General features: G+C 57.9%; 19 protein-coding genes and 1 pseudogene. 14 read left to right on the forward strand and 6 right to left on the reverse strand.

Going from position 1 to position 18,333, the window contains the following annotated elements; genetic code table 11:
• Nucleotides 1-32 precede the first annotated feature (32 nt).
• The 6 genes from HMPREF9162_RS09460 to HMPREF9162_RS09485 form a co-directional block, all read right to left on the reverse strand.
• Nucleotides 33-2,018, reverse strand: coding sequence for a TonB-dependent siderophore receptor (locus HMPREF9162_RS09460; RefSeq protein ID WP_009439151.1), 1,986 nt, complete (start codon nucleotides 2,016-2,018; stop codon nucleotides 33-35).
• Nucleotides 2,019-2,120: 102 nt separating this feature from the next.
• Nucleotides 2,121-3,071, reverse strand: a complete 951-nt coding sequence (locus tag HMPREF9162_RS09465) for an ABC transporter substrate-binding protein (RefSeq protein ID WP_009439218.1) — start codon at nucleotides 3,069-3,071, stop codon at nucleotides 2,121-2,123.
• A 26-nt stretch (nucleotides 3,072-3,097) separates the two neighbouring features.
• On the reverse strand, nucleotides 3,098-3,916 hold the full coding sequence (locus HMPREF9162_RS09470; RefSeq protein ID WP_009439181.1) for an ABC transporter ATP-binding protein: 819 nt from the start codon (nucleotides 3,914-3,916) through the stop codon (nucleotides 3,098-3,100).
• 4 nt (nucleotides 3,917-3,920) lie between these two features.
• Complete coding sequence (locus HMPREF9162_RS09475) at nucleotides 3,921-4,940, reverse strand: iron ABC transporter permease (RefSeq protein WP_009439223.1); 1,020 nt, start codon at nucleotides 4,938-4,940, stop codon at nucleotides 3,921-3,923.
• Nucleotides 4,941-5,199: 259 nt separating this feature from the next.
• Nucleotides 5,200-5,721 (reverse strand): YjbQ family protein, encoded by a 522-nt coding sequence (locus HMPREF9162_RS09480; RefSeq protein WP_009439155.1) that lies wholly within the window; start codon nucleotides 5,719-5,721, stop codon nucleotides 5,200-5,202.
• 11 nt (nucleotides 5,722-5,732) lie between these two features.
• Nucleotides 5,733-6,440 carry a triose-phosphate isomerase gene (locus tag HMPREF9162_RS09485; protein ID WP_009439212.1) on the reverse strand — a complete coding sequence of 236 codons (708 nt, stop codon included), beginning with the start codon at nucleotides 6,438-6,440 and terminating at the stop codon, nucleotides 5,733-5,735.
• A gap of 145 nt (nucleotides 6,441-6,585) precedes the next feature.
• Here HMPREF9162_RS09485 and HMPREF9162_RS09490 point away from each other — a divergent pair, with 145 nt between their 5' ends.
• From HMPREF9162_RS09490 to HMPREF9162_RS09555, 14 genes and pseudogenes are all read left to right on the forward strand, one after another.
• On the forward strand, nucleotides 6,586-7,317 hold the full coding sequence (locus HMPREF9162_RS09490) for a GntR family transcriptional regulator (protein ID WP_009439144.1): 732 nt from the start codon (nucleotides 6,586-6,588) through the stop codon (nucleotides 7,315-7,317).
• A gap of 89 nt (nucleotides 7,318-7,406) precedes the next feature.
• Nucleotides 7,407-8,243, forward strand: a complete 837-nt coding sequence (locus tag HMPREF9162_RS09495) for a class II fructose-bisphosphate aldolase (RefSeq protein ID WP_009439244.1) — start codon at nucleotides 7,407-7,409, stop codon at nucleotides 8,241-8,243.
• Between the two features lie 190 nt (nucleotides 8,244-8,433).
• Complete coding sequence (locus tag HMPREF9162_RS09500; RefSeq protein WP_009439268.1) at nucleotides 8,434-8,841, forward strand: transcriptional regulator GutM; 408 nt, start codon at nucleotides 8,434-8,436, stop codon at nucleotides 8,839-8,841.
• 44 nt (nucleotides 8,842-8,885) lie between these two features.
• A complete protein-coding gene (locus HMPREF9162_RS09505) occupies nucleotides 8,886-9,875 on the forward strand; it encodes a PTS glucitol/sorbitol transporter subunit IIB (RefSeq protein WP_009439156.1) in 990 nt (329 codons plus the stop codon).
• Nucleotides 9,876-9,889: 14 nt separating this feature from the next.
• A complete protein-coding gene (locus HMPREF9162_RS09510; RefSeq protein WP_037350585.1) occupies nucleotides 9,890-10,417 on the forward strand; it encodes a PTS glucitol/sorbitol transporter subunit IIC in 528 nt (175 codons plus the stop codon).
• Between the two features lie 16 nt (nucleotides 10,418-10,433).
• On the forward strand, nucleotides 10,434-10,805 hold the full coding sequence (locus HMPREF9162_RS09515; RefSeq protein ID WP_009657355.1) for a PTS glucitol/sorbitol transporter subunit IIA: 372 nt from the start codon (nucleotides 10,434-10,436) through the stop codon (nucleotides 10,803-10,805).
• A gap of 132 nt (nucleotides 10,806-10,937) precedes the next feature.
• A complete protein-coding gene (locus tag HMPREF9162_RS09520; protein ID WP_009439230.1) occupies nucleotides 10,938-11,897 on the forward strand; it encodes a sugar-binding transcriptional regulator in 960 nt (319 codons plus the stop codon).
• Between the two features lie 116 nt (nucleotides 11,898-12,013).
• Nucleotides 12,014-13,600: a glycosyltransferase family 39 protein gene (locus tag HMPREF9162_RS09525; protein WP_009439217.1), complete on the forward strand. Its 1,587-nt coding sequence runs from the start codon at nucleotides 12,014-12,016 to the stop codon at nucleotides 13,598-13,600.
• Nucleotides 13,597-14,585, forward strand: a pseudogene (locus tag HMPREF9162_RS09530) (glycosyltransferase family 2 protein). Before HMPREF9162_RS09525 ends, HMPREF9162_RS09530 begins: the two are co-directional and overlap by 4 nt.
• 163 nt (nucleotides 14,586-14,748) lie before the next feature.
• Entirely contained in the window at nucleotides 14,749-15,129 is a 381-nt protein-coding gene (locus tag HMPREF9162_RS09535) for a desulfoferrodoxin family protein (RefSeq protein ID WP_009439255.1), read from the forward strand.
• Between the two features lie 193 nt (nucleotides 15,130-15,322).
• Complete coding sequence (gene prmA / locus HMPREF9162_RS09540) at nucleotides 15,323-16,276, forward strand: 50S ribosomal protein L11 methyltransferase (RefSeq protein ID WP_009439131.1); 954 nt, start codon at nucleotides 15,323-15,325, stop codon at nucleotides 16,274-16,276.
• Nucleotides 16,276-17,022 (forward strand): 16S rRNA (uracil(1498)-N(3))-methyltransferase, encoded by a 747-nt coding sequence (locus HMPREF9162_RS09545; RefSeq protein WP_009439235.1) that lies wholly within the window; start codon nucleotides 16,276-16,278, stop codon nucleotides 17,020-17,022. Before prmA ends, HMPREF9162_RS09545 begins: the two co-directional genes overlap by 1 nt.
• 17 nt (nucleotides 17,023-17,039) lie before the next feature.
• Nucleotides 17,040-17,585 carry a TlpA disulfide reductase family protein gene (locus tag HMPREF9162_RS09550; protein WP_009439141.1) on the forward strand — a complete coding sequence of 182 codons (546 nt, stop codon included), beginning with the start codon at nucleotides 17,040-17,042 and terminating at the stop codon, nucleotides 17,583-17,585.
• A gap of 39 nt (nucleotides 17,586-17,624) precedes the next feature.
• Entirely contained in the window at nucleotides 17,625-18,308 is a 684-nt protein-coding gene (locus HMPREF9162_RS09555; protein ID WP_009349776.1) for a cytochrome c biogenesis CcdA family protein, read from the forward strand.
• The last annotated feature ends 25 nt before the right edge of the window (nucleotides 18,309-18,333 follow it).

Consider the following 18,333-nt stretch of genomic DNA (forward strand, 5'->3'; position numbering starts at 1 on the left):
AATCAGTACGAGGCTTTGTGTTTTTGGTTTTCTTAGAACGTCATGCGTACGCCGCCGCGCCAGATGCGGCCGTCGTAGGCAAGGGCATCGTTCTCCTTGTTGAAGATGTTGTCGACGCCGAGGTAGGCGCTGAACTGGTCGTTGAATTTCTTCGTAACGACGAAGTTCATGAGTCCGAGAGACGCGTCTTTGTAAATGGTTCTGGCAGCCATGCCGCTTCCAACCCGCTCCGCATAGCGGTAGCCGGAGATCCAGTCCTGCCAGAGCGTTGCGTTCCAGCCGTGCCTCGGGTCGTCATAGCTGAGCTGGAGGCTTGCCTTGTGGCGGGCACGCCCGACCAGCCGAATATCTGCCTTGTCGTCATGCGCATCAAGGTAGGTGTAGAGACCGCGCAGAGAAAATCCGCTGCCGAGATCCTGCCGTGCCTCCAGCTCGATTCCCTGAATCGTTGCGCTGTCAATGTTCTGATATGTGCCGGTTGCAAGCAGGCGCGGCGGAAATCCGGGAAGGGTGGTTATGACCGTATTGATGTTGATCAAATCCTCCACCTTATTGCGGAAGTAACTGAGTTTTCCAGAAGTTTTTCCACGCTCAGCCTCGATGCCAATATCGAAGTTGAAGGATTTCTCGGGTTTCAAATTCGGATTTCCAATAATGTGGACATCCATTCGAGCATTCGGTGTATGCCGCCAATCAAAGTACAGTTCGCTCGCTGTCGGAGCGCGGTAGGCAGTGCCGATGTTCGCCTTGAAGCGCAGGTTCTTGCTCACCTTATACGTTGTACCGAGCTTGCCCGTGATCTCGCTGCCGAATATTTCGTTGTAGTCCCAGCGAATGGACGGGATGAGCAGCCAGCGCGGGCTTGCCACCCACTCGTCCTGGAGATAGAGAGCGGCGTAGTTCATCGAGCTGTCGCCAAGCTGATTCGTCATGCCTTCGAGTGTTTTGGTTTTTGTTCCACGAATGCGTGTGCCTTTGTAATCCTCCTTGCGGTACTCGCCGCCGACGGTCAGCAAATGGTCCTTTGCAATCTGCATGGAGCGTCTGCCGTCGAAGATGAGAGAGTTGAACGTCATGTCGTCAAAACTGTGGAGGCTGCCGCTTGCGCGGTTTCGCGTGCGCTGGTTCTTGTCGAAATACGTGTAGTATGCCTGCATCTCGTAGTCGCCGCGGCGGTCACGTCCGGAATATTTGACACCCGTGGAAAAGCGGTCGTGGTCATAACTCGTGCCCTGCGTGAGCGAGTCCTTCATATAGAGGTCTTCCTTCAGATAGTCGAAGAAGACGTCGAGCCATTTGTTTTGTGCCACATCCATACGGCCGTCGATGTTGAAGAAATACTTTTTGCCGTGCATGTTGCTTGTAACATTCGTTCCGCGTTCACGTATATCCATATGCTTGAAGCTTGTGCTGAACGCCCATTTTCCGACCTTTCCGGAGTCGAGGCGGATGCCCTGATCGCTCTGCCGGGTGGTCCAGTCAAGTGTCAGCGAAGCCTGTGCCTTAGCAGGGCGCTTCCGAATGACGTTGATGACGCCGCCAAGCGCCTCCGAGCCATAGAGGGAGCTGACAGCGCCGCGCACAATCTCGATGCGTTCCACGTCGTCCATATTGATGCGCTGGAGTTCGTAGTAGTTCATCGTTTCGCTTGTATTCTCTGTCCGGACACGGCGGCCGTCGACGAGGATGAGCGTCTGGTTGGTATTCATGCCGCGGAGGCCAGAGCGGTTGCCGACCATCGCGTTCTCCTGTATGTCGATGCCGATGGCCAGCTTCAGTGCCTGAGCGAGTGTCTCTGCGCCCATCTTGTCAATATCGGCGCGCGTGATGACCTCAACGGCACTGGGCGTTTCCTTGACCTCCTGCTCTGTGCGGGATGCCGTAACGACAATGTCCTTCGTTTGTACATTTTTGCCCTCTGCCTGATCCGTGCTCTCTGCTGCGTAGGCGGGAACAGACATCGCACCGAGGACGGCGGCGGTCAGAAGCAGGTTTTTCTTCATGTATTTTTGCAACATTTTTCATCTCCGATCACTGGATACCAATACGGCGCACACAGCGCCTCCGCTGCTCGTTCGGCTCTCCTAAAATGCTGCATTTTTTTGTGCGTATTCCTCCCCTCACTGCGGTGCAGGATACATGATGTCTGCAAGCGCCTGGAGGGCGTCGGCTGCGCGAACGCCCGGGTTCACGGCGAAAAGATCGTAGGGCAGGACGTAGACGCGGCCGTTTTTGACGGCGTCGACACCGGCCCAAGCCTCGTTTTCCTGCAGATCGCGGCGCATCTTCGGTTCGAGCGTCTCTGCGGGTCCGTGTACGATGACGAAGATCACGGCGGGGTCCTCACGTGCAACAAACTCCATGGAGATCGGCAGATAGGCACCGTCGCCCTCCGCCCGGTCCGCGATGTTGCCGCCGCCGAGCATGTCGATGAGGCCGCCTGTGAAGCACTTTGATGTGCCCATGTTAAAGCTGTCCGGCGCGCCGAAGATGAGAAGGTTCTTCGGTGGAGTGCGGCCTTCGGCCTGTTTTTTTACGGCATCGAGTTTCTCCTGTATCAATGCGGCCTGTGTGCGGGCAGTCTCCTCATTTCCCGTGAGCCTGCCGTAGAACTCGAGTGTTCCGAGCAGGGCAGGCACGTCATCGAGCGCCTGAATATAGAGCGGAATGCCGGCATTGCTGAGCGTTTCCTCAAGTCCTGTGTGGAACGGCACATTTGTACCGATGACAAGATCGGGCTGCAGTGCAAGAATTTTCTCGATGTCGGGCTGGTGGATGATGCCGACCTCCTCCGCCGCGGCCGTCTTTTCCTTCACCGTCTCCGAGAGCGTCTGTGAGGTCGGCTTTCCGACGATGTTCTCGGCGCCGCCCGCCGCAACGTAGAGATCGAGGTTCGATGGATTGAGGATGACGACGCGCTCGGGATGCGACGGCAGTGTAACCGTACGCCCCGTGCTGTCCGTCACCGTCAGCTCCTTCTGCTCCGGCGGATCCTGCGCCCGCGGCCAGAGGAGAAATGCCGCAGCTGCCGCGAGGCAGAGCAGAGCCGTGATGATACCGATTTTTCGCATAGACACCTCCGATGCGATATGATCAACTATGAAGCCGCTTCGTTGACTGCCGTTTCCGCGACGCGTTCCGGCAGGCAGAGTTTCGTGCGGCGGCCTGCGATCTCAATGTCGCTGACGCGGCTTTCCACGCCATAGAGATCGCGCACTAGTGCGCGCGTGAAGACCTCGTTCGGCGGACCGTCCGCGAGGAGCTCTCCGGCACGGACGGCAATGATCCGCCGCGCATGGCGCACCGCCTGATTGAGATCGTGCAGCACCATGACAACAGTGAGACCGAGTGCATCGTGAAGATCCTCCACAAGCTCCATCAGAGCGAGTTGGTGACGAATATCAAGATACGTTGTCGGCTCGTCGAGGAGCAGAATCTCCGGCTGCTGTGCAAGTGCCATAGCAAGACGCGCCCGCTGGCGCTCGCCGCCAGAGAGTGCACGGATCGGGCGCATGGCAAAGGACTCCATCCCCGTCCGCACCAGTGCTTCGCAGCAGATTTCTTCATCCTCTTTCGAGAATGTATCCCAGAAGCTCCGATGCGGCAGGCGTCCCATGCGGACGAGTTCGAGCACGGTGATGTCGCCGGGCGGCTCTGCACTTTGCGGGAGAAAGGCAATCCTCTGCGCGACCTCCCGTTCCGGCTTGCTCCAGATATCCGTGCCAAGGAATTCCACTGTGCCGCTGCGCGGCTTTAAGAGGCGTGCAAGGGCCTTTAGGAGCGTCGACTTGCCCGAGCCGTTCGGCCCGATGATGGCGGAGATCTCCGCGCGGCGGATGGAAACGTCGACCGAATGGATGATCTCCGTGCTCCCATACGCAACGGAAAGTCCACGCGCCCGCAACAGTTCCTCCATATCGTCACCCCCTTCGCATGCCCTTCTTAAGCAGGTAGAGAAAAAACGGTGCGCCCAAAAAGGACATGAATACACCCACCGGAACCTCTATCGGTGCGAAAGCGACGCGTGCTGCAGCATCTGCGCCGGTCACGAGCGCCGCACCCCAGATCGCTGATACGGGCAGCAGCCAATCAAAATCAGAGCCGGTCAGGAGACGCACCATATGCGGGACGACGAGACCGACGAAGCCGAGCATGCCCGCGGCACTTACGGCGGATGCGGCAAGCAGCGCAGCAAGAACGAGGAGGATCAGACGGGCCCGCGGGACGTTTACGCCGAGACTACGCGCCGTCTCCTCGCCCAACTGCAGCGCATTCAGCCAGCGGCTGCCGAGCAGTGTTCCTGCAAGGCCAACGAGCGTGTAGGGGAGAACCATTTCCGCATGACTCCAGCTGCGCCCGGCAAAGCCTCCGGCCATCCAATTCACCGTGCCCTGCACGCGATCGGAGTAGAAAACCATCAGCGCCGTCATTGCCCCGCCGAAAAAAGCTGCGACTGCGACGCCTGCGAGGACCATGCGCATCGGATGCACGCCGTTTTCCCAGGAGAGGACAAAGACAAGCGCAACGGCGATCATTGCTCCGACGAACGCGCCGAGCGGGACGAATTTCGTCTCGGCCGGCAGCAGGATCATGATGCACATGGCGGCAAGCCCCGCACCCGCAGAAACGCCGATAATGCCGGGATCAGCGAGCGGATTTTTCAGGATGCCCTGGAGAATGCAGCCGGCCAATGCGAGGTTGATGCCCGTCAGTGCGCCCGTGATGATGCGCGGCAGACGGATGTGCCAGAGAATGCGGTAGTCCTCCGGCGTGCCGTTTCCCAGAAGCGTCGGCAGCAGATTGTGCGGAGCGATCTCAATTGCACCTGATGAGGCGCTCACGACCAGAGCGCATATGAGTACGAGGAAGCCAAGCCCCAGCGCCAACCGCCGTCCCATTGTGCGCGGGTGCATATGGGGGACCTTTTCCAATGCTTCCATATAGATAAACTCCATTCTGTAATCTGTGAGAGGTGTAATTATTATCAATAATGAGCGAAAAGAAAAAGGGACTTATCCCTTTTTTGAATGCAATAAACGCTCTGTATTCTTTGCTGGCAATCAAATCGCTATATTATAATAATTTTGTCATCTGTTCATTGCTAGGATACCCTATCCCATTTCTCTTGTCAACTTAAAACGACAAACAGAAAACCGCCGTATTTCAACCTCAATACGACGGTTCTGAGTTTCCCATATTTTATTCGCCCATCACAACAATTGTGCACTTGCGCGTGCGCGCACGCGTGCGGTCGAAGTCGGCGAAGTAGCAGTAGCCGGTGGTGCCGACGCCGAGCTTGCCATCGGTGACCTCGAAGGTCTCCGACGAGCCGATGAGGGTTGCCTTGAGGTGGGCATCGCAGTTCCAGAGTGCCGTGCGGTCGCCGCCCGGGAGGTATGCCTCCGCATCGGGCCAGCTCTCGACCGCGCGGTAATGCTCCTCGCCCGGATACTGGTACTGGTTCCAGCCTGTCTGGTCGGGGATGATCTTCTCGAGGACGGTGTTCAGATCGTTCTGCAGGAACTCGGTGCCCGTCTCGTCGACATCGTGCACGAACTCCTCGAAGAAGACGGCGCAGGTGGTGTGCGGTGAGATGACCGTTGCCGTGCCTTCCTTGATGCCGCTCTCGGCGATGGCCGCACGGAGTTCCTCGGTGATGTTGATAAAGGTCGGCGTTTTGCCGTGGGATTCGAGCGTCAGTTTTTTCTTAAAAACAGTCATGCCTGCTCTCCTTATGCTGCGCTTTCCTCTGCCTGACGTACCTTGGCAGCGCGTACAATCGCCTTTGCCATCTCCATGATGCGTTCCGCCGGGTCGGGGGCGTTCAGAATGCCGCTTGTTGCGCCGCTGCCGTCGGCACCGAGGCGGACAACGCGGTAGACATCGTCCGCCGTTGTAATGCCCGAGGCAATCATGACGGCAATCGTCGGATCAATGCTGCGGATCTTTGCGACGATCGAGGTCGTGTAGCTGTCGTCTGCAGTCCTGCCTGTCCCGATGAGATCCGTCGGCTCGCAGAGGAGGATGTCAGGGCGGAATGCAGCGATGGCCGTGCCCTCGGCAAGCGAATCGGCGCATGCAATCGTCTCGATGCCGAGCTCTCGTGCGCGGGCGATGGTCTTTGCGAGTTCCGCCATCGTCATCGGGTTCTCTGCATGGTTGAGGAACGTCGCGCGCGCGCCTGCGTCATAGAGCGCCTCGGGAAGGAGATGCCCCATGCCGCGCCCCGGTTTCAGGCTCTCCATCGCCTGTGCCGTGACGATGATTGCGTCTGTGTTCTCGCGGATATAGCGGATGTCGGGGAAGGGACAGGTGAAGTAGATCTTCAGCCCCGTCTTTTTGGCGGCATCGTCAGCAGCCTTTGCAAGTGCAAGCGACTCCTTGCCATAGAGATAGGATTTCGGATTGACAACGAGGAATGGCGCGAGACTGCTCTTCATGATGACTCCTCCTAATCAAAATAAAATTACCATTGGATAATTAAATGTTACCACAGGTAAAATCCCATTGCAACCGTATTTGTGTTGACAAAAGGATAAGTAATCAAATACTATAACAAAAGTAAAAGAAGCGGGAGGCACATCTATGACGAGCAGAAAGCAGCAGCGCCTGCATGAGAAAATCCGCGATGCGATGGAGCGGCAGTTTGCCGACCTGGCGTATTTCTCACCGATCCCCGGCGAACGGGAACTGTGCCAGCAGCTGGGGGTGAGCCGCCCGACGGTGCGCAAGGCGCTCGAACTGCTTGAGGCAGAGAATAAGATTGTCCGCATGCAGGGACGCGGCTCGTTCTACACAGGGGAGAAGATCCCCGTCGACTACGCTGCAGCGGGCGAGCGCGGCTTTGGGCTTGCACAGATGTTCTCGGCAGAGGGGCGTGTGACACGCAGCACGGTGCTTCAGCAGGTGGTTGAGACGGCGCGCGGCAACCTTGCGGCGATGCTCGGCATCCCTGCGGAGACGCTGGTCTTTCATCTGAAGCGGCTGCGCTATGTGGATGAGCAGATCTATGCAGTGACAGACGACTATATCCCCCTTGCACTCTGCCCGGAGCTTGTCCGCACGGACTTCACGAAGAACGGCCTTTTGCGTACGTTGGAGGCACATGGCGTGCATGCCTACGCAGAGGATAAGACGATCGAGGTCATTCACGCCGCACCCGAGATTGCACTCTATCTCGAGGTAGAGGAGCAGGCACCGGTCTTCGTTACGCGGATTCTGACAACGGACCGCGAGGGACGTGTTATACAGTATGCGACCGCGCAGGCAGACGCGTTCCGCAGTCGCTTCCGTGTACGTTCCACGATAAAAGAATAACCACTGGTAAATAAAATGATTGACAAAAGGATTGCCCTGAAATATGATAGGCACACAATGAACGTGTTGTCAGACAAGGGGGAATTCTCATGCTGATCGATGGAAAATCCGTGCTCGATGCGGCAAAGGCAGGCCGTTACGGCATCGTCGCGCCCGATTTTTTAACACTGAACGCCGCGCGTGTCTTTGTGCAGACTGCGGATGCGCTCAAAACCCCGATTCTGCTCTCTTTTGCACAGGGGCATGCGGGCCTGATTTCCCTTGAGGAGGCGGCGCTCGTCGGCAAGTACTGGGCGGAAAAGGTCGATACGCCGATTGTTCTGCATCTCGACCACGGGCAGGATTTTGACTTCCTGCAGCGTGCCGTCGAACTCGGTTTTACCTCGGTCATGCTGGATGCCTCGATGAAGGACATGGACGAGAACATCCGCCTGACCAGGGAAGTCGTCGCCTGCGCGCATGCAAAGGGCGTGAGCGTTGAGGCGGAGATCGGTCATGTGGGCGGCGCATCGGAGGGGATCGAGGGGGCGACCACAGACAGTGTCTACACGACGGTGGAGGAGGCAAAGACCTTTGCTGCGGCCACGGGGGTTGATTCTCTCGCCGTATCGATCGGTACGTCGCACGGTGTCTATGCGGGCAGCCGAACTCCGGAACTGAACTTTAAACGCCTGCAGGAGCTCGCTGCCGCCGTTCCTGTTCCGCTCGTTCTGCACGGCGGTTCCGGCACGGGCGATGAGAATCTGCGCCGTGCTGTGCGCGAGGGGATTACAAAGCTGAATGTCTATACAGATTTCCTCGTCGGTGCGATGGCGGAGATCAAGGCGGCGGAGCCGGATTCACTGGTCGAACTGCAGAAGGCTTCGGATGAGGGCATGCGCAAGGTGCTGACGCACTACATCGAGCTGATCTCAAAGCAGCCCTGAGAAGAATTTCATACAAAACGCTGTCGATTTGATCGACAGCGTTTTTGTATTGGAACAAATGACAAGGCGGTCCGAATCAGAAGTTTACATTTACAAAAATTCAACAAAGTATTTATTGTAAAAAATGTTTCCCGATGCTATAATTTAAAACATCACAGAGAAAATAAATGCCGAAGGGGGAGGGGATTTCTTGCAGACAGAGATGCTCCTCGGCGGACTGTTCCTGCTCTTTGTTGTTCAGGTTGTCGGAACGCATCTGCAGGTCAAGGAGTACAAGCGTGCCGTGCGCGAGATGCACAAGCTGGGCAACGTCGGCATCGGCTCGCGCCGCCGAAAGCTCGGCCCCTCGAACATCGTGATCATCGCCTGCAATTCCGACGGTGAGATTCTGGATGGGCGCATGATGCAGGGGATGACCATCCTCAGCCGTTTTCGCCCGATCGAAGGGATCACGGGACGGACGATCTATGATTTACATGCGGAGTACGCTGCGCTGCCGGATAAGAGGCGAGCGCATTACAAGGGGCATATCGCGGCGCTTGACGCGCTGATTGCTCGGCTTGGCGGCGTGCAGCAGAAAAACGGTGCCGACACATGACAGCGAAAATTTATAGAATTTATTGATGATTAGGAGGAAGGCGTATGTTCAAATCCGTGAAGATCGTTGCCGGCAACGGCGGCTGGGGCGGCCCTCTCGTCCTCGTGCCGACCGAGACGCGCAATAAGATCGTCAGTATTACAGGCGGCGGTATTCATCCTGTGGCGGCGAAGATTGCCGAAATGACGGGATGCGAAGCGGTGGACGGGTTCCGCGCGGGCGTGCCGGATGAGGAAATCCTGCTCGCCGTTGTGGACTGCGGCGGCACGGCGCGCTGCGGCGTCTATCCGAAGAAGGGGATTTTGACGGCGAACCTCCTGCCCGTCGGTAAGATGGGTCCTTTGGCGCAGTTTATTACGAAGGAGCTTTACGTCTCGGCGGTGGATGCATCCTGTCTTTCTTATGCGGACGAGGCGGAGGCCGCCGCCGTACGCGCGGCGTCGGACTACGTGCCAAAGACCAAAGAGCAGGCAAAGGCGGAGGTCGCCCGCCTGCAGGGCAGCCGCGACAAGAATTTCGTCACGCGGCTCGGCATCGGCATCGGCGGCGTGGTCAATAAATTCTACGCGGCGGGGCGCGAGACCATCGACATCACGATTAAGAGCATCCTGCCGTTCATGGCGTTCGTCTCGATGATTCTCGGCATCATCAGTGTGTCGGGGCTCGGCAATGTCATTGCAACGACCATCTCCCCGCTGGCGAGCACGCTCCCGGGGATGCTCGTCATCTCGCTCATCTGCGCGATCCCGTTCATCTCCCCGGTGCTGGGCCCGGGCGCAGTCATCGCGCAGGTCGTCGGCACGCTGCTCGGCGCGCAGATCGGCATGGGAAATATCCCGCCGCAGTATGCGCTCCCCGCGCTCTTTGCCATCAACGCGCAGGTCGGCGCAGACTTTGTCCCCGTGGGGCTGAGTCTCGGCGAGGCGGATCCCGAGACCATCGAGCTGGGCGTTCCCGCCGTACTCTATTCGCGCGTGATCACGGGACCGCTGGCGGTGCTCATCGCCTATGCGGCGAGTATTGGACTTTACTAAAGGGGGGCATGGATATGGAACTCATTGCGGCGGCAGCCAACGGCTTTATGGAACTCTTCCGCGCGGGTGCGGCGACGTTCACCTCGTGGGTCACGGGCATCATTCCTCTGCTCGTCATCATGATGACGGCGGTCAATTCGGTCATCAAGCTCATCGGCGAGGATCGCGTGAACGGCGTGGCGCAGCGTGCGACGGAGAACATCATCACGCGCTATACGGTGCTCCCCGTGCTTGCCGTGCTCTTCCTCGGCAATCCCATGTGCTACACGTTCGGCAATTTTGTTGAGCAGAGATATAAACCCGCGTACTATGATGCGGCGGTCAGCTTCGTCCATCCTGTGACGGGGCTCTTCCCACATGCGAACGGCGGCGAACTCTTCGTCTACATGGGGATCGCGTCGGGCATCACAATGCTCGGACTGCCGCTCGGCGATCTCGCCGTGCGCTATTTCCTCGTCGGTGTTGTCGTCATCCTGATCCGCGGCATCGTCACGGAGAAAATCTATCTCTATATGACGCGCCGTGAGGAGAAACGGGCATAAAGAGGAGGAAGCGGTCATGAAATTCTACTGCGAAATCACGAGCTGGGGCGAAGAGGCACTGCACTTCCTTGACGATCCGAGCGCCAATTTCATTGTTATCTTTGACAATAACGCGCCAGCGGAGCTGGCGGAGTTTTCCGTCCTGCATACGACCGCGAACTATAATGAAGATCCGGCGGTCGGCGATACGATGATCATCTGTGACAAGGCGTTCGACATCACCGCGGTCGGCGAAGAGGCGCTGCACACGCTGCGGCAGATCGGTCACTGCACGCTCTCGTTCAAGGGTGGTACGGAGCCGGAGCGCCCCGGCTGCATTATGCTCACGGGGGATACGCCGCTCACGACTGCGGATTTCAAAATGGGCGCGACCATCGAGGTTTACTGATCTTTTTTAAGATATTCCGGGGGCTGGCGCACGGACAGCCCCTTTTTCACACAGTTTGATAGAAAAAATGTCAACATTAAGAATAAATCTTGCAATAATTTCTATGCGCTTCGGTTATGAAAGGAGGGGCTTGTGAAGAAGATTATTGACGATGTACGTCTCATATTCAAATGCTGCAGTCTCTACTATCTCGACGGCCTCGGACAGAAGGAGATCTGCGAGACGCTCGGCATATCGCGCCCGACCGTCTCGCGTATGTTGAGCATCGGCAAGGAACGCGGTATCGTCCGCATCGAGATACAAAATCCGGACAACATCGCCTATGGGCGTATGGAGCGTGACCTGGAGCAGAAATACGGTTTGCAGGAGGTTATCGTTGTCCCGTCCGCCCCTGTCTCGACGCCCGGGGAGGCTGCGCGCTCGGAGGTTGGCAGCGCCGCGCTCGAGTATCTTGCGCGCATCCTCGCGGACGGCGATCTTGTCGGCATTACGATGGGCTTTACCATGCAGCAGATCGTACGGTCGGATTACTTCATCCGCAGCGCCATCAGGGCGACTTTTGTCCCTCTTGTCGGCGGGGTGGCGGAGAGTCGCCTCGATATTCACTCGAACTATCTGGCGCAGGAGTTCGCCGACCGGTTTGCGGGCGACTGCGTGCAGTTCTTCTCGCCCGCTGTGTTCTCGCGCCGCGAGGTGCTCGAGGGGTTCCTTGAGGAGCGCACGATCCGCAATGTGACGCGGCTCTACGAGCGTCTTGACATTGTGCTCATGGGGATCGGCGTCCCTTCCGTCGATGACTCGACCATCCTGCAGACGGGCTATGTGGACGGCACGATGCTCGACGACTTTACGGCACACGGCGCGGTAGGAGATATAGCGCTGCGCTACTTTAACAAAGACGGCGACACGGCGCCCTTTCGTGCCTTCAACGAGCGCGTTGCGGGCATCCCGCTCGATACGCTGAAAAAAATCCCGCGGCGCGTGGGCGCTGCGGGCGGCAGTCAAAAGACGGAAGCGGTGCGCGGTGCGATCCGCGGCGGATTCATCAATGTACTCATCACCGATATTGACTGCGCGCAGCAGCTGCTCTGACCCAACGGCCGCACATTCGCCTAGAGGTGCGGCTTTTTTGTGCGCGGGGCTTTCTTCGGGCGGGGCGTTTATGGTACAATGCAGGAAAATTACTGTTTTGTGAGGTGCGCATTTGCATGAATGATGATAAAACACTTGCCTGGCCGGTTTATCTCTTGCTGCTCGCGATCGTTTCGTTCCAAATTCTCTACGGTATCGGTGCGACGCCGCTGCTTGACCCGGACGAACCGGTCTATGCGGAGACGGCAAAGGAGATGATCCGGTTCGGCGACTATCTGTCACCGCGCATCTACAATGAGTATTGGTATGATAAACCGCCGATCTTCTACTGGATGGTCGCCGCTTCGTTCAAAATTTTCGGCGGCTTCAGCGAAACAGCGGCGCGCCTGCCCGCCGCGCTCATGGCGATCGGCTCCGTCCTCATGACGGCGCTGGCATCGGCGCGGCTCTTTGGCGCGCGTACGGGCTTTTGGTCGGGGATCGTCATGGGGACGAGTGTCATGCTCATATATATGGGGAAGGCATCCGTGACCGATACGACGCTGCTCTTTTTCGTGACGGCGGCGCTCTTTAGCTTTATCCATCGGCATTATTGGTTCATGTATATTGCCTGCGGCTTTGCCGTTATGACGAAGGGCCCCATCGGCGTTGTATTTCCGGGCGCGATTATATTTTTCTATCTTCTCCTGACTCATCGGCTTGAAGAGTTCCTGCGGATGCATGTTGTGCGCGGTCTGCTGCTTGTCGTTGCGGTCGGGCTGCCGTGGTACGGCTATATGTATGCGGTACACGGCATGGCGTTCGTCAACGAGTTCATCGGCTTTCATAATGTCAGCCGATTCACTGCGCCGCTGCATCCCGTGCGCGCACATTGGTGGTTTTATCTGCCTGTCATCATTCTCGGTTTTTTCCCGTGGACGGGACTGCTCGTGCAGTCGGTTCGAAATGCATTCTATCGCAGCTTTGGCGAGGAGGCACAGCTTCTTTCCTTTTTCCAAGTGTGGTGGATTTTCGTCCTCGTATTCTTCTCTATTGCGCAGACGAAGCAGGTCTCCTATATGCTGCTTCTGACGCCCGCGCTCTCGACGATCATTGCGTGGAACCTTGCACGTATGATGGAGGATTGGCGCGGGACGCATTTTGCATGGGCGGGCGGGAGTGCGCTCATGTTCCTTGTGCTCGGCCTTGGGTGGCTGATGAGCGGAGACAGCATGGCGGAACTCGCGGAGGGCGGGCTTTGGCTCGGCGTGCTTACGCTCGTTCTTGGGGCGGCGATCGTCTACTCTATCACTGCCTCACATCGGCTTCTCCTCGCGGCGTGGCTGCACGCCGCGGCGGGCGTTTTGACGATGATCCTCGCGTTTGGCGTGATGATCCCCGCGGTTTCCGGGCATTTCAGCGTCAAGGAACTCGCCCTCCGCTATGCGCAGGAATATCGTGATTCTGCCGAGGCAGAGGGGCGTGTGCTCTACATCGACAAGCAGCTGCGCCCCGGGGTGATGCTCTATACGGATATTCCGGGCATCGAGGCGGATACGAACCGTGTGGAATCTCTTGCGGCGCTGCGCGAGGACGGGCGTCCGAAGTACATCATCATGCGCGACTATATGTATCAAAAGATGAAAAAAGAGCTTGGCGCGGATCATTGGACGCTCGTAGAGAGCCGCGACGGACTCTCTGTCTATAAGGACGATCGGTCATGAAGCCGCCCGTACTCTATCTCGTCGTTCCCTGCTACAACGAGCAGGAAGTGCTCGACGATACGGCACATGTTCTTACGGAAAAACTTTCCGCGCTGATTGCGTGCGGCAGTATCAGTGCGCATAGCCGTGTCGTGTTTGTCAACGACGGCAGCAGGGACGGGACGTGGCAGCGCATCACCGCGTGGACGGAGAATAATAAACTGTGCACGGGCATCAACCTCGCACACAACGAGGGGCATCAGAATGCGCTTCTCGCAGGGCTCATGACCGTGCGTCCCTATGCCGACGTGACCGTCAGCATGGATGCGGATCTGCAGGACGATGTGGATGCCGTTGATGGCATGATTGAAAATACGCTGCGGGTGCGAATATTGTCTATGGTGTGCGCGCGAGCAGAGAGACGGACACGTTCTTCAAGCGGTTCACGGCGGAGAGCTTCTACCGCGTCATGCGCGGTCTCGGCGCGGACATCGTGTTCAACCATGCGGATTTTCGCCTGATGGATCGGCGCGCGCTCGATGCACTCGCAGCGTATCCGGAGGTCAATCTCTTCCTGCGCGGTCTCGTGCCGATGATCGGGCTCGCGCACGATGTCGTTTACTATAGCCGCGCCCCGCGGCGCGCGGGGGAATCGAAATACCCGTGGCGGCGCATGGCATCGTTCGCGTGGGAAGGGGTGACGTCGCTCTCGGCGCGCCCCATCCGGCTCATCGCGCAGATGGGCATGTTCATCTCCTTTGTGAGCGGCTTGATCCTCCTGTGGTCGATCTTCCGCCACTTCATCGGCGAGACTATCGTCGGCTGGACGAGTCTCGTCGTCTCGCTGTGGTTTCTCGGCGGCCTCATTCTCCTCTCAATTGGAGTCATCGGTGAGTACGTCGCAAAAATCTATTTGGAAGTCAAACGGCGCCCGCGCTATCTTGTGCAGGATTTTATCGGCGTACATGTGCCTGTTGAGGACAACGAAAACAAAAATAAAAGATAAATTATTTTTACGGCAAAAGAAGGATATTTCCTTTTTATGGAGAATTATTATTCGTGAAAGGCAATATAGATGACGTTTATACCGTCCCGCCTTTATCTTTGCTGTGTATTTACTTTTGGGAAGCTCGACCGCTATGGGAGCTTCCGCGATAGGAGGGCTTTTTATGTCAAAATTTTATCTTGCGCACAACGCGCATGTCGTTGAGGTCTATGGGGATGAAGCGCATGAGCTGACGTGCTGCGGCACGGAGCTGAAGGAACTGACGCCGAACACGGTGGATGCCGCACACGAGAAGCATGTGCCGGTCGCGACCTATGATGCCGCGAAGAACGAAGTGCATGTGAGTGTCGGTTCGGTGGCACATCCAATGACGGATGCGCATCTCATCGACTGGGTTCTGCTTGTCACCAAGCGCGGTGAGCAGCGCGTGAACCTCACGCCGTCGGATGCGCCGGAGGTGACATTCCGCCTTGCGGACGGCGATGCCCCGGTGAAGGTACTTGCTTACTGCAACCTCCACGGTCTGTGGCAGGCTGCGATCTAAGAAACGCCCGGCTTTTGACTGAGAGCTGTCGTACGCCTTTGGCGCGCGGCAGCTCTTTTTCAGAGGAGGCAGCTTGCGGGCGCTAAAAAAAGAATATTCTAATCGCTTTTCCCGCCTATATCATGTATAATAAACGCAGCTATTTCCCACCGGAGAAGTGTGGATTGCGGAACCGGGAATAGGAGGAGTCGATATGCGCTGGGCAAAAGTAAGTGTAGTGACGACGCATGAAGCTGCGGATTTGATCGGGAATATTCTGCTCGAGCTCGGCGCGGGAGGCGTGGAGCTCGACGATCCGTCGCTGGTCAATGAGTACATTGATGCCGGGCTCTGGGACTACACCGACCTGCCGCGCGCCGAGGACACGGACACCGTGACCGTATCCGCCTATCTGCCGGATGATGCGCATCTCCAGGAGCGCCTGCGTACGCTCGCACAGCGTGTCGCGGCGCTGCAGGAGAGCGCCGTGCGCGTCGGTGCCGGGACGATTTCGCATACGTTTATGGCGGATGAGGACTGGGCGGAGACCTGGAAGGAATACGTTCATACGGAGAAAATCGGGCAGCGCATTGTCGTGCGTCCTACATGGGAAGAATATACGGCAAAAGACGATGAAATCGTCATTGATCTCGATCCCGGCGCGGCGTTCGGTACCGGTGCTCATGCAACGACCGCAATGTGTCTGCGCGCATTGGAACATCTCGTCGTCCCGGGGACGCGCGTCTATGATGTGGGATGTGGTTCGGGGATCCTTGCCATTGCCGCGGCAAAACTCGGTGCCGGGGAAGTTCTCGCGATGGACTGCGATCCGGTGGCTGTGCGTGTCGCGGAGCAGAATATCGTACAGAATGACGTGCGGGGGCATGTCGTCGCGATGGAGAGCGATTTGCTCGCTATCTGCCGCGGTATGGAGCCTGCCGGTCTCATTATGGCGAATATCATTGCGTACGTTGTCATCCGCTTGCTCGATGGACTTGACGAATTCCTTGCCCCCGGAGGTACATTCCTTGCGTCGGGTATCATCGACGACCGTATCGGTGATGTGGAGCGTGCCGCAGAACAGCACGGCTTTACCGTGCTTGACATGACCTGTGATAAAGAGTGGGCGGCGATGATCATGCGCCGCAAGGAGGAAGTCTTCGAATAATGCGCCGGCTGTTTTACCCGGGGGAACTCACACCCGAAATCCGTATTACGGGCGGCGATGCGCATCATCTCGCGCGCGTGATGCGCGCGCAGCTCGGTGCTGTACACGTCGTCGCGGGCACGGACGGACGCGCCGCGCGCATGACGGTCACGGCGGTTGCACGGGATGCCGTGACGCTGCGGCTCGATTCGTATGTGGAGGACGATGCCCCCGCCCGCGCGGAGGTCATCCTCGTGCAGGCTCTTCTCAAAGGGGAGAAGACGGACTTTGTTGTGCAAAAGGCGGTGGAGCTGGGCGCGGCGGCGCTCCACCCGATCGTGACCGAGCACGTCGTCGTGCGCTACGATGCCAAGAAGGCAGCAGCAAAGACCGCACGCTGGCAAAAGATCGCAGACGAGGCGGCAAAACAGTGTGGGCGCCTGTTGCTCATGCACGTTGCCCCTGTCGGCTCTATCGACAGCATACTTGGGGATGCAGAGATTTTTGGCGGCGTGGATACGACGGTAATTTTCTGCTATGAGGGAGAGCGGATGCAGTCGATGCGCGCCGTTCTTCGGACTGTGACGAGTGCGCGCGTCGTCCTCATCGTCGGCGCCGAGGGCGGATTTTCACCCGCCGAGGCGGCGCGGCTGACGGCGGCAGGGGCGCAGCCCGTATCGCTCGGGCATTTGATCCTGCGTGCGGAGACCGCGGCGATCGCAGCGCTGACCGTCGTGCAGTATGAACTTGGTAATCTCGATGTATAAATATGAAAGGAAATCCTATGAAACGAACATATATGGCAGCATTTGCGGGACTCCTCTCGCTCTCTCTCTTCGTCGGCTGCGGGAACAGCGACAGCGGTGCGGCGGCGGGACAGACCGCGAGCGCACAGCATCAGTCACAGGAACCTGCGGGTAAGGGGCTGACGGGAGATGTCGCGCCGACCTTCACGCTGAAGAATCCAGCGGGCGAGGATGTCACCGTCAAGGCGAACGGAAAGCCCTACGTCATCAATTTCTGGGCGACATGGTGTCCGCCCTGTCAGGCAGAGATTCCGGACATCGCCGCGTTCTATGCCGCGCATAAGGATCAGGTGGATTTCTATGCGGTGAACTTGCAGGAAGAAGCTGCGCCTGTACAGAAATTCCTCTCCGACCGCGGGGTGGAGCTGCCCGTTCTCCTTGATGCAAAGGGCGAGGCAGCGACGCTCTACGGGGTTCGTGCCATCCCGACGACCGTTGTCGTGAATGCCGAGGGCAAGGTAGTCTATCGCCGTACGGGCGGCGTGACAAAGGAGCAGCTTGAAGATGTCATTAACCACCTCTAAGCGGCTCTTTGATCCTGCGTACGCGGAAAGGGGGAGTCTATGACCGTCACCATGCTTGGCGGGGCGTTCCTTGCGGGTGTACTCTCTTTTGTCTCTCCCTGCGTTTTGCCGCTCTTGCCGACGTTCTCGCTCATCCTTGCGCAGAACAGCAAGCAGGACGGCGGAGAAGCGCGGCGTCTCTATGCAAATACGACGGCATTTCTCGCGGGATTTACCCTCGTCTTTGTCCTCCTTGGTGCGACCGCTTCACTCATTGGATCGTGGCTCTTCTCCTATCAGGACATTCTGCGGCAGGGGGCGGCGGTGCTCATCATCATCATGGGATTCTTTATGACGGGGTGGGTGCGCATTCCACTGCTGCTCAGAGAATACCGCCCGTTCCAGCGGCGTGGATTTGACGGCATCGGCGGCGCGTTCCTTCTCGGCTGCGGCTTCACACTCGGATGGACGCCCTGCACGGGTCCTGTGCTCGGCACGATCCTCCTCTATGCGGGTGACACCGCCACAGTCGGCGCGGGTGCGCTCCTGCTCTTCGTCTACAGTCTCGGCTTTGCAGTGCCGTTCTTCCTGCTCGCGGTCATTTGGCGGCGCCACATCGTCAAACTGAGAGCGTTCTACCAATATCTGCCAAAGATTCAGCGCGCCGCGGGCGTCGTGCTCATCCTCCTCGGCATCCTGCTCTGGTCGGATTCGCTGACGCGGATCGTGCGTATCCTTTCGTAACGATATATCAAAAATGACCTCCTTC

Origin of the sequence: Selenomonas sp. oral taxon 137 str. F0430 (assembly GCF_000183625.1) — a bacterium.
GTDB lineage: Bacteria > Bacillota > Negativicutes > Selenomonadales > Selenomonadaceae > Centipeda > Centipeda artemidis.

Coding starts and splice junctions, on each gene's coding strand:
- HMPREF9162_RS09485 (WP_009439212.1), bottom strand. CDS start 6,440: ATGAAGAGCAGTCTCGCGCCATTCCTCGTTGTCAATCCGAAATCCTAT.
- HMPREF9162_RS09550 (WP_009439141.1), top strand. CDS start 17,040: ATGAAACGAACATATATGGCAGCATTTGCGGGACTCCTCTCGCTCTCT.
- HMPREF9162_RS09490 (WP_009439144.1), top strand. CDS start 6,586: ATGACGAGCAGAAAGCAGCAGCGCCTGCATGAGAAAATCCGCGATGCG.
- HMPREF9162_RS09510 (WP_037350585.1), top strand. CDS start 9,890: ATGGAACTCATTGCGGCGGCAGCCAACGGCTTTATGGAACTCTTCCGC.
- HMPREF9162_RS09555 (WP_009349776.1), top strand. CDS start 17,625: ATGACCGTCACCATGCTTGGCGGGGCGTTCCTTGCGGGTGTACTCTCT.
- HMPREF9162_RS09505 (WP_009439156.1), top strand. CDS start 8,886: ATGTTCAAATCCGTGAAGATCGTTGCCGGCAACGGCGGCTGGGGCGGC.
- HMPREF9162_RS09525 (WP_009439217.1), top strand. CDS start 12,014: ATGAATGATGATAAAACACTTGCCTGGCCGGTTTATCTCTTGCTGCTC.
- HMPREF9162_RS09470 (WP_009439181.1), bottom strand. CDS start 3,916: ATGGAGGAACTGTTGCGGGCGCGTGGACTTTCCGTTGCGTATGGGAGC.
- prmA (WP_009439131.1), top strand. CDS start 15,323: ATGCGCTGGGCAAAAGTAAGTGTAGTGACGACGCATGAAGCTGCGGAT.
- HMPREF9162_RS09495 (WP_009439244.1), top strand. CDS start 7,407: ATGCTGATCGATGGAAAATCCGTGCTCGATGCGGCAAAGGCAGGCCGT.
- HMPREF9162_RS09515 (WP_009657355.1), top strand. CDS start 10,434: ATGAAATTCTACTGCGAAATCACGAGCTGGGGCGAAGAGGCACTGCAC.
- HMPREF9162_RS09480 (WP_009439155.1), bottom strand. CDS start 5,721: ATGACTGTTTTTAAGAAAAAACTGACGCTCGAATCCCACGGCAAAACG.
- HMPREF9162_RS09535 (WP_009439255.1), top strand. CDS start 14,749: ATGTCAAAATTTTATCTTGCGCACAACGCGCATGTCGTTGAGGTCTAT.
- HMPREF9162_RS09475 (WP_009439223.1), bottom strand. CDS start 4,940: ATGGAAGCATTGGAAAAGGTCCCCCATATGCACCCGCGCACAATGGGA.
- HMPREF9162_RS09460 (WP_009439151.1), bottom strand. CDS start 2,018: ATGTTGCAAAAATACATGAAGAAAAACCTGCTTCTGACCGCCGCCGTC.
- HMPREF9162_RS09465 (WP_009439218.1), bottom strand. CDS start 3,071: ATGCGAAAAATCGGTATCATCACGGCTCTGCTCTGCCTCGCGGCAGCT.
- HMPREF9162_RS09545 (WP_009439235.1), top strand. CDS start 16,276: ATGCGCCGGCTGTTTTACCCGGGGGAACTCACACCCGAAATCCGTATT.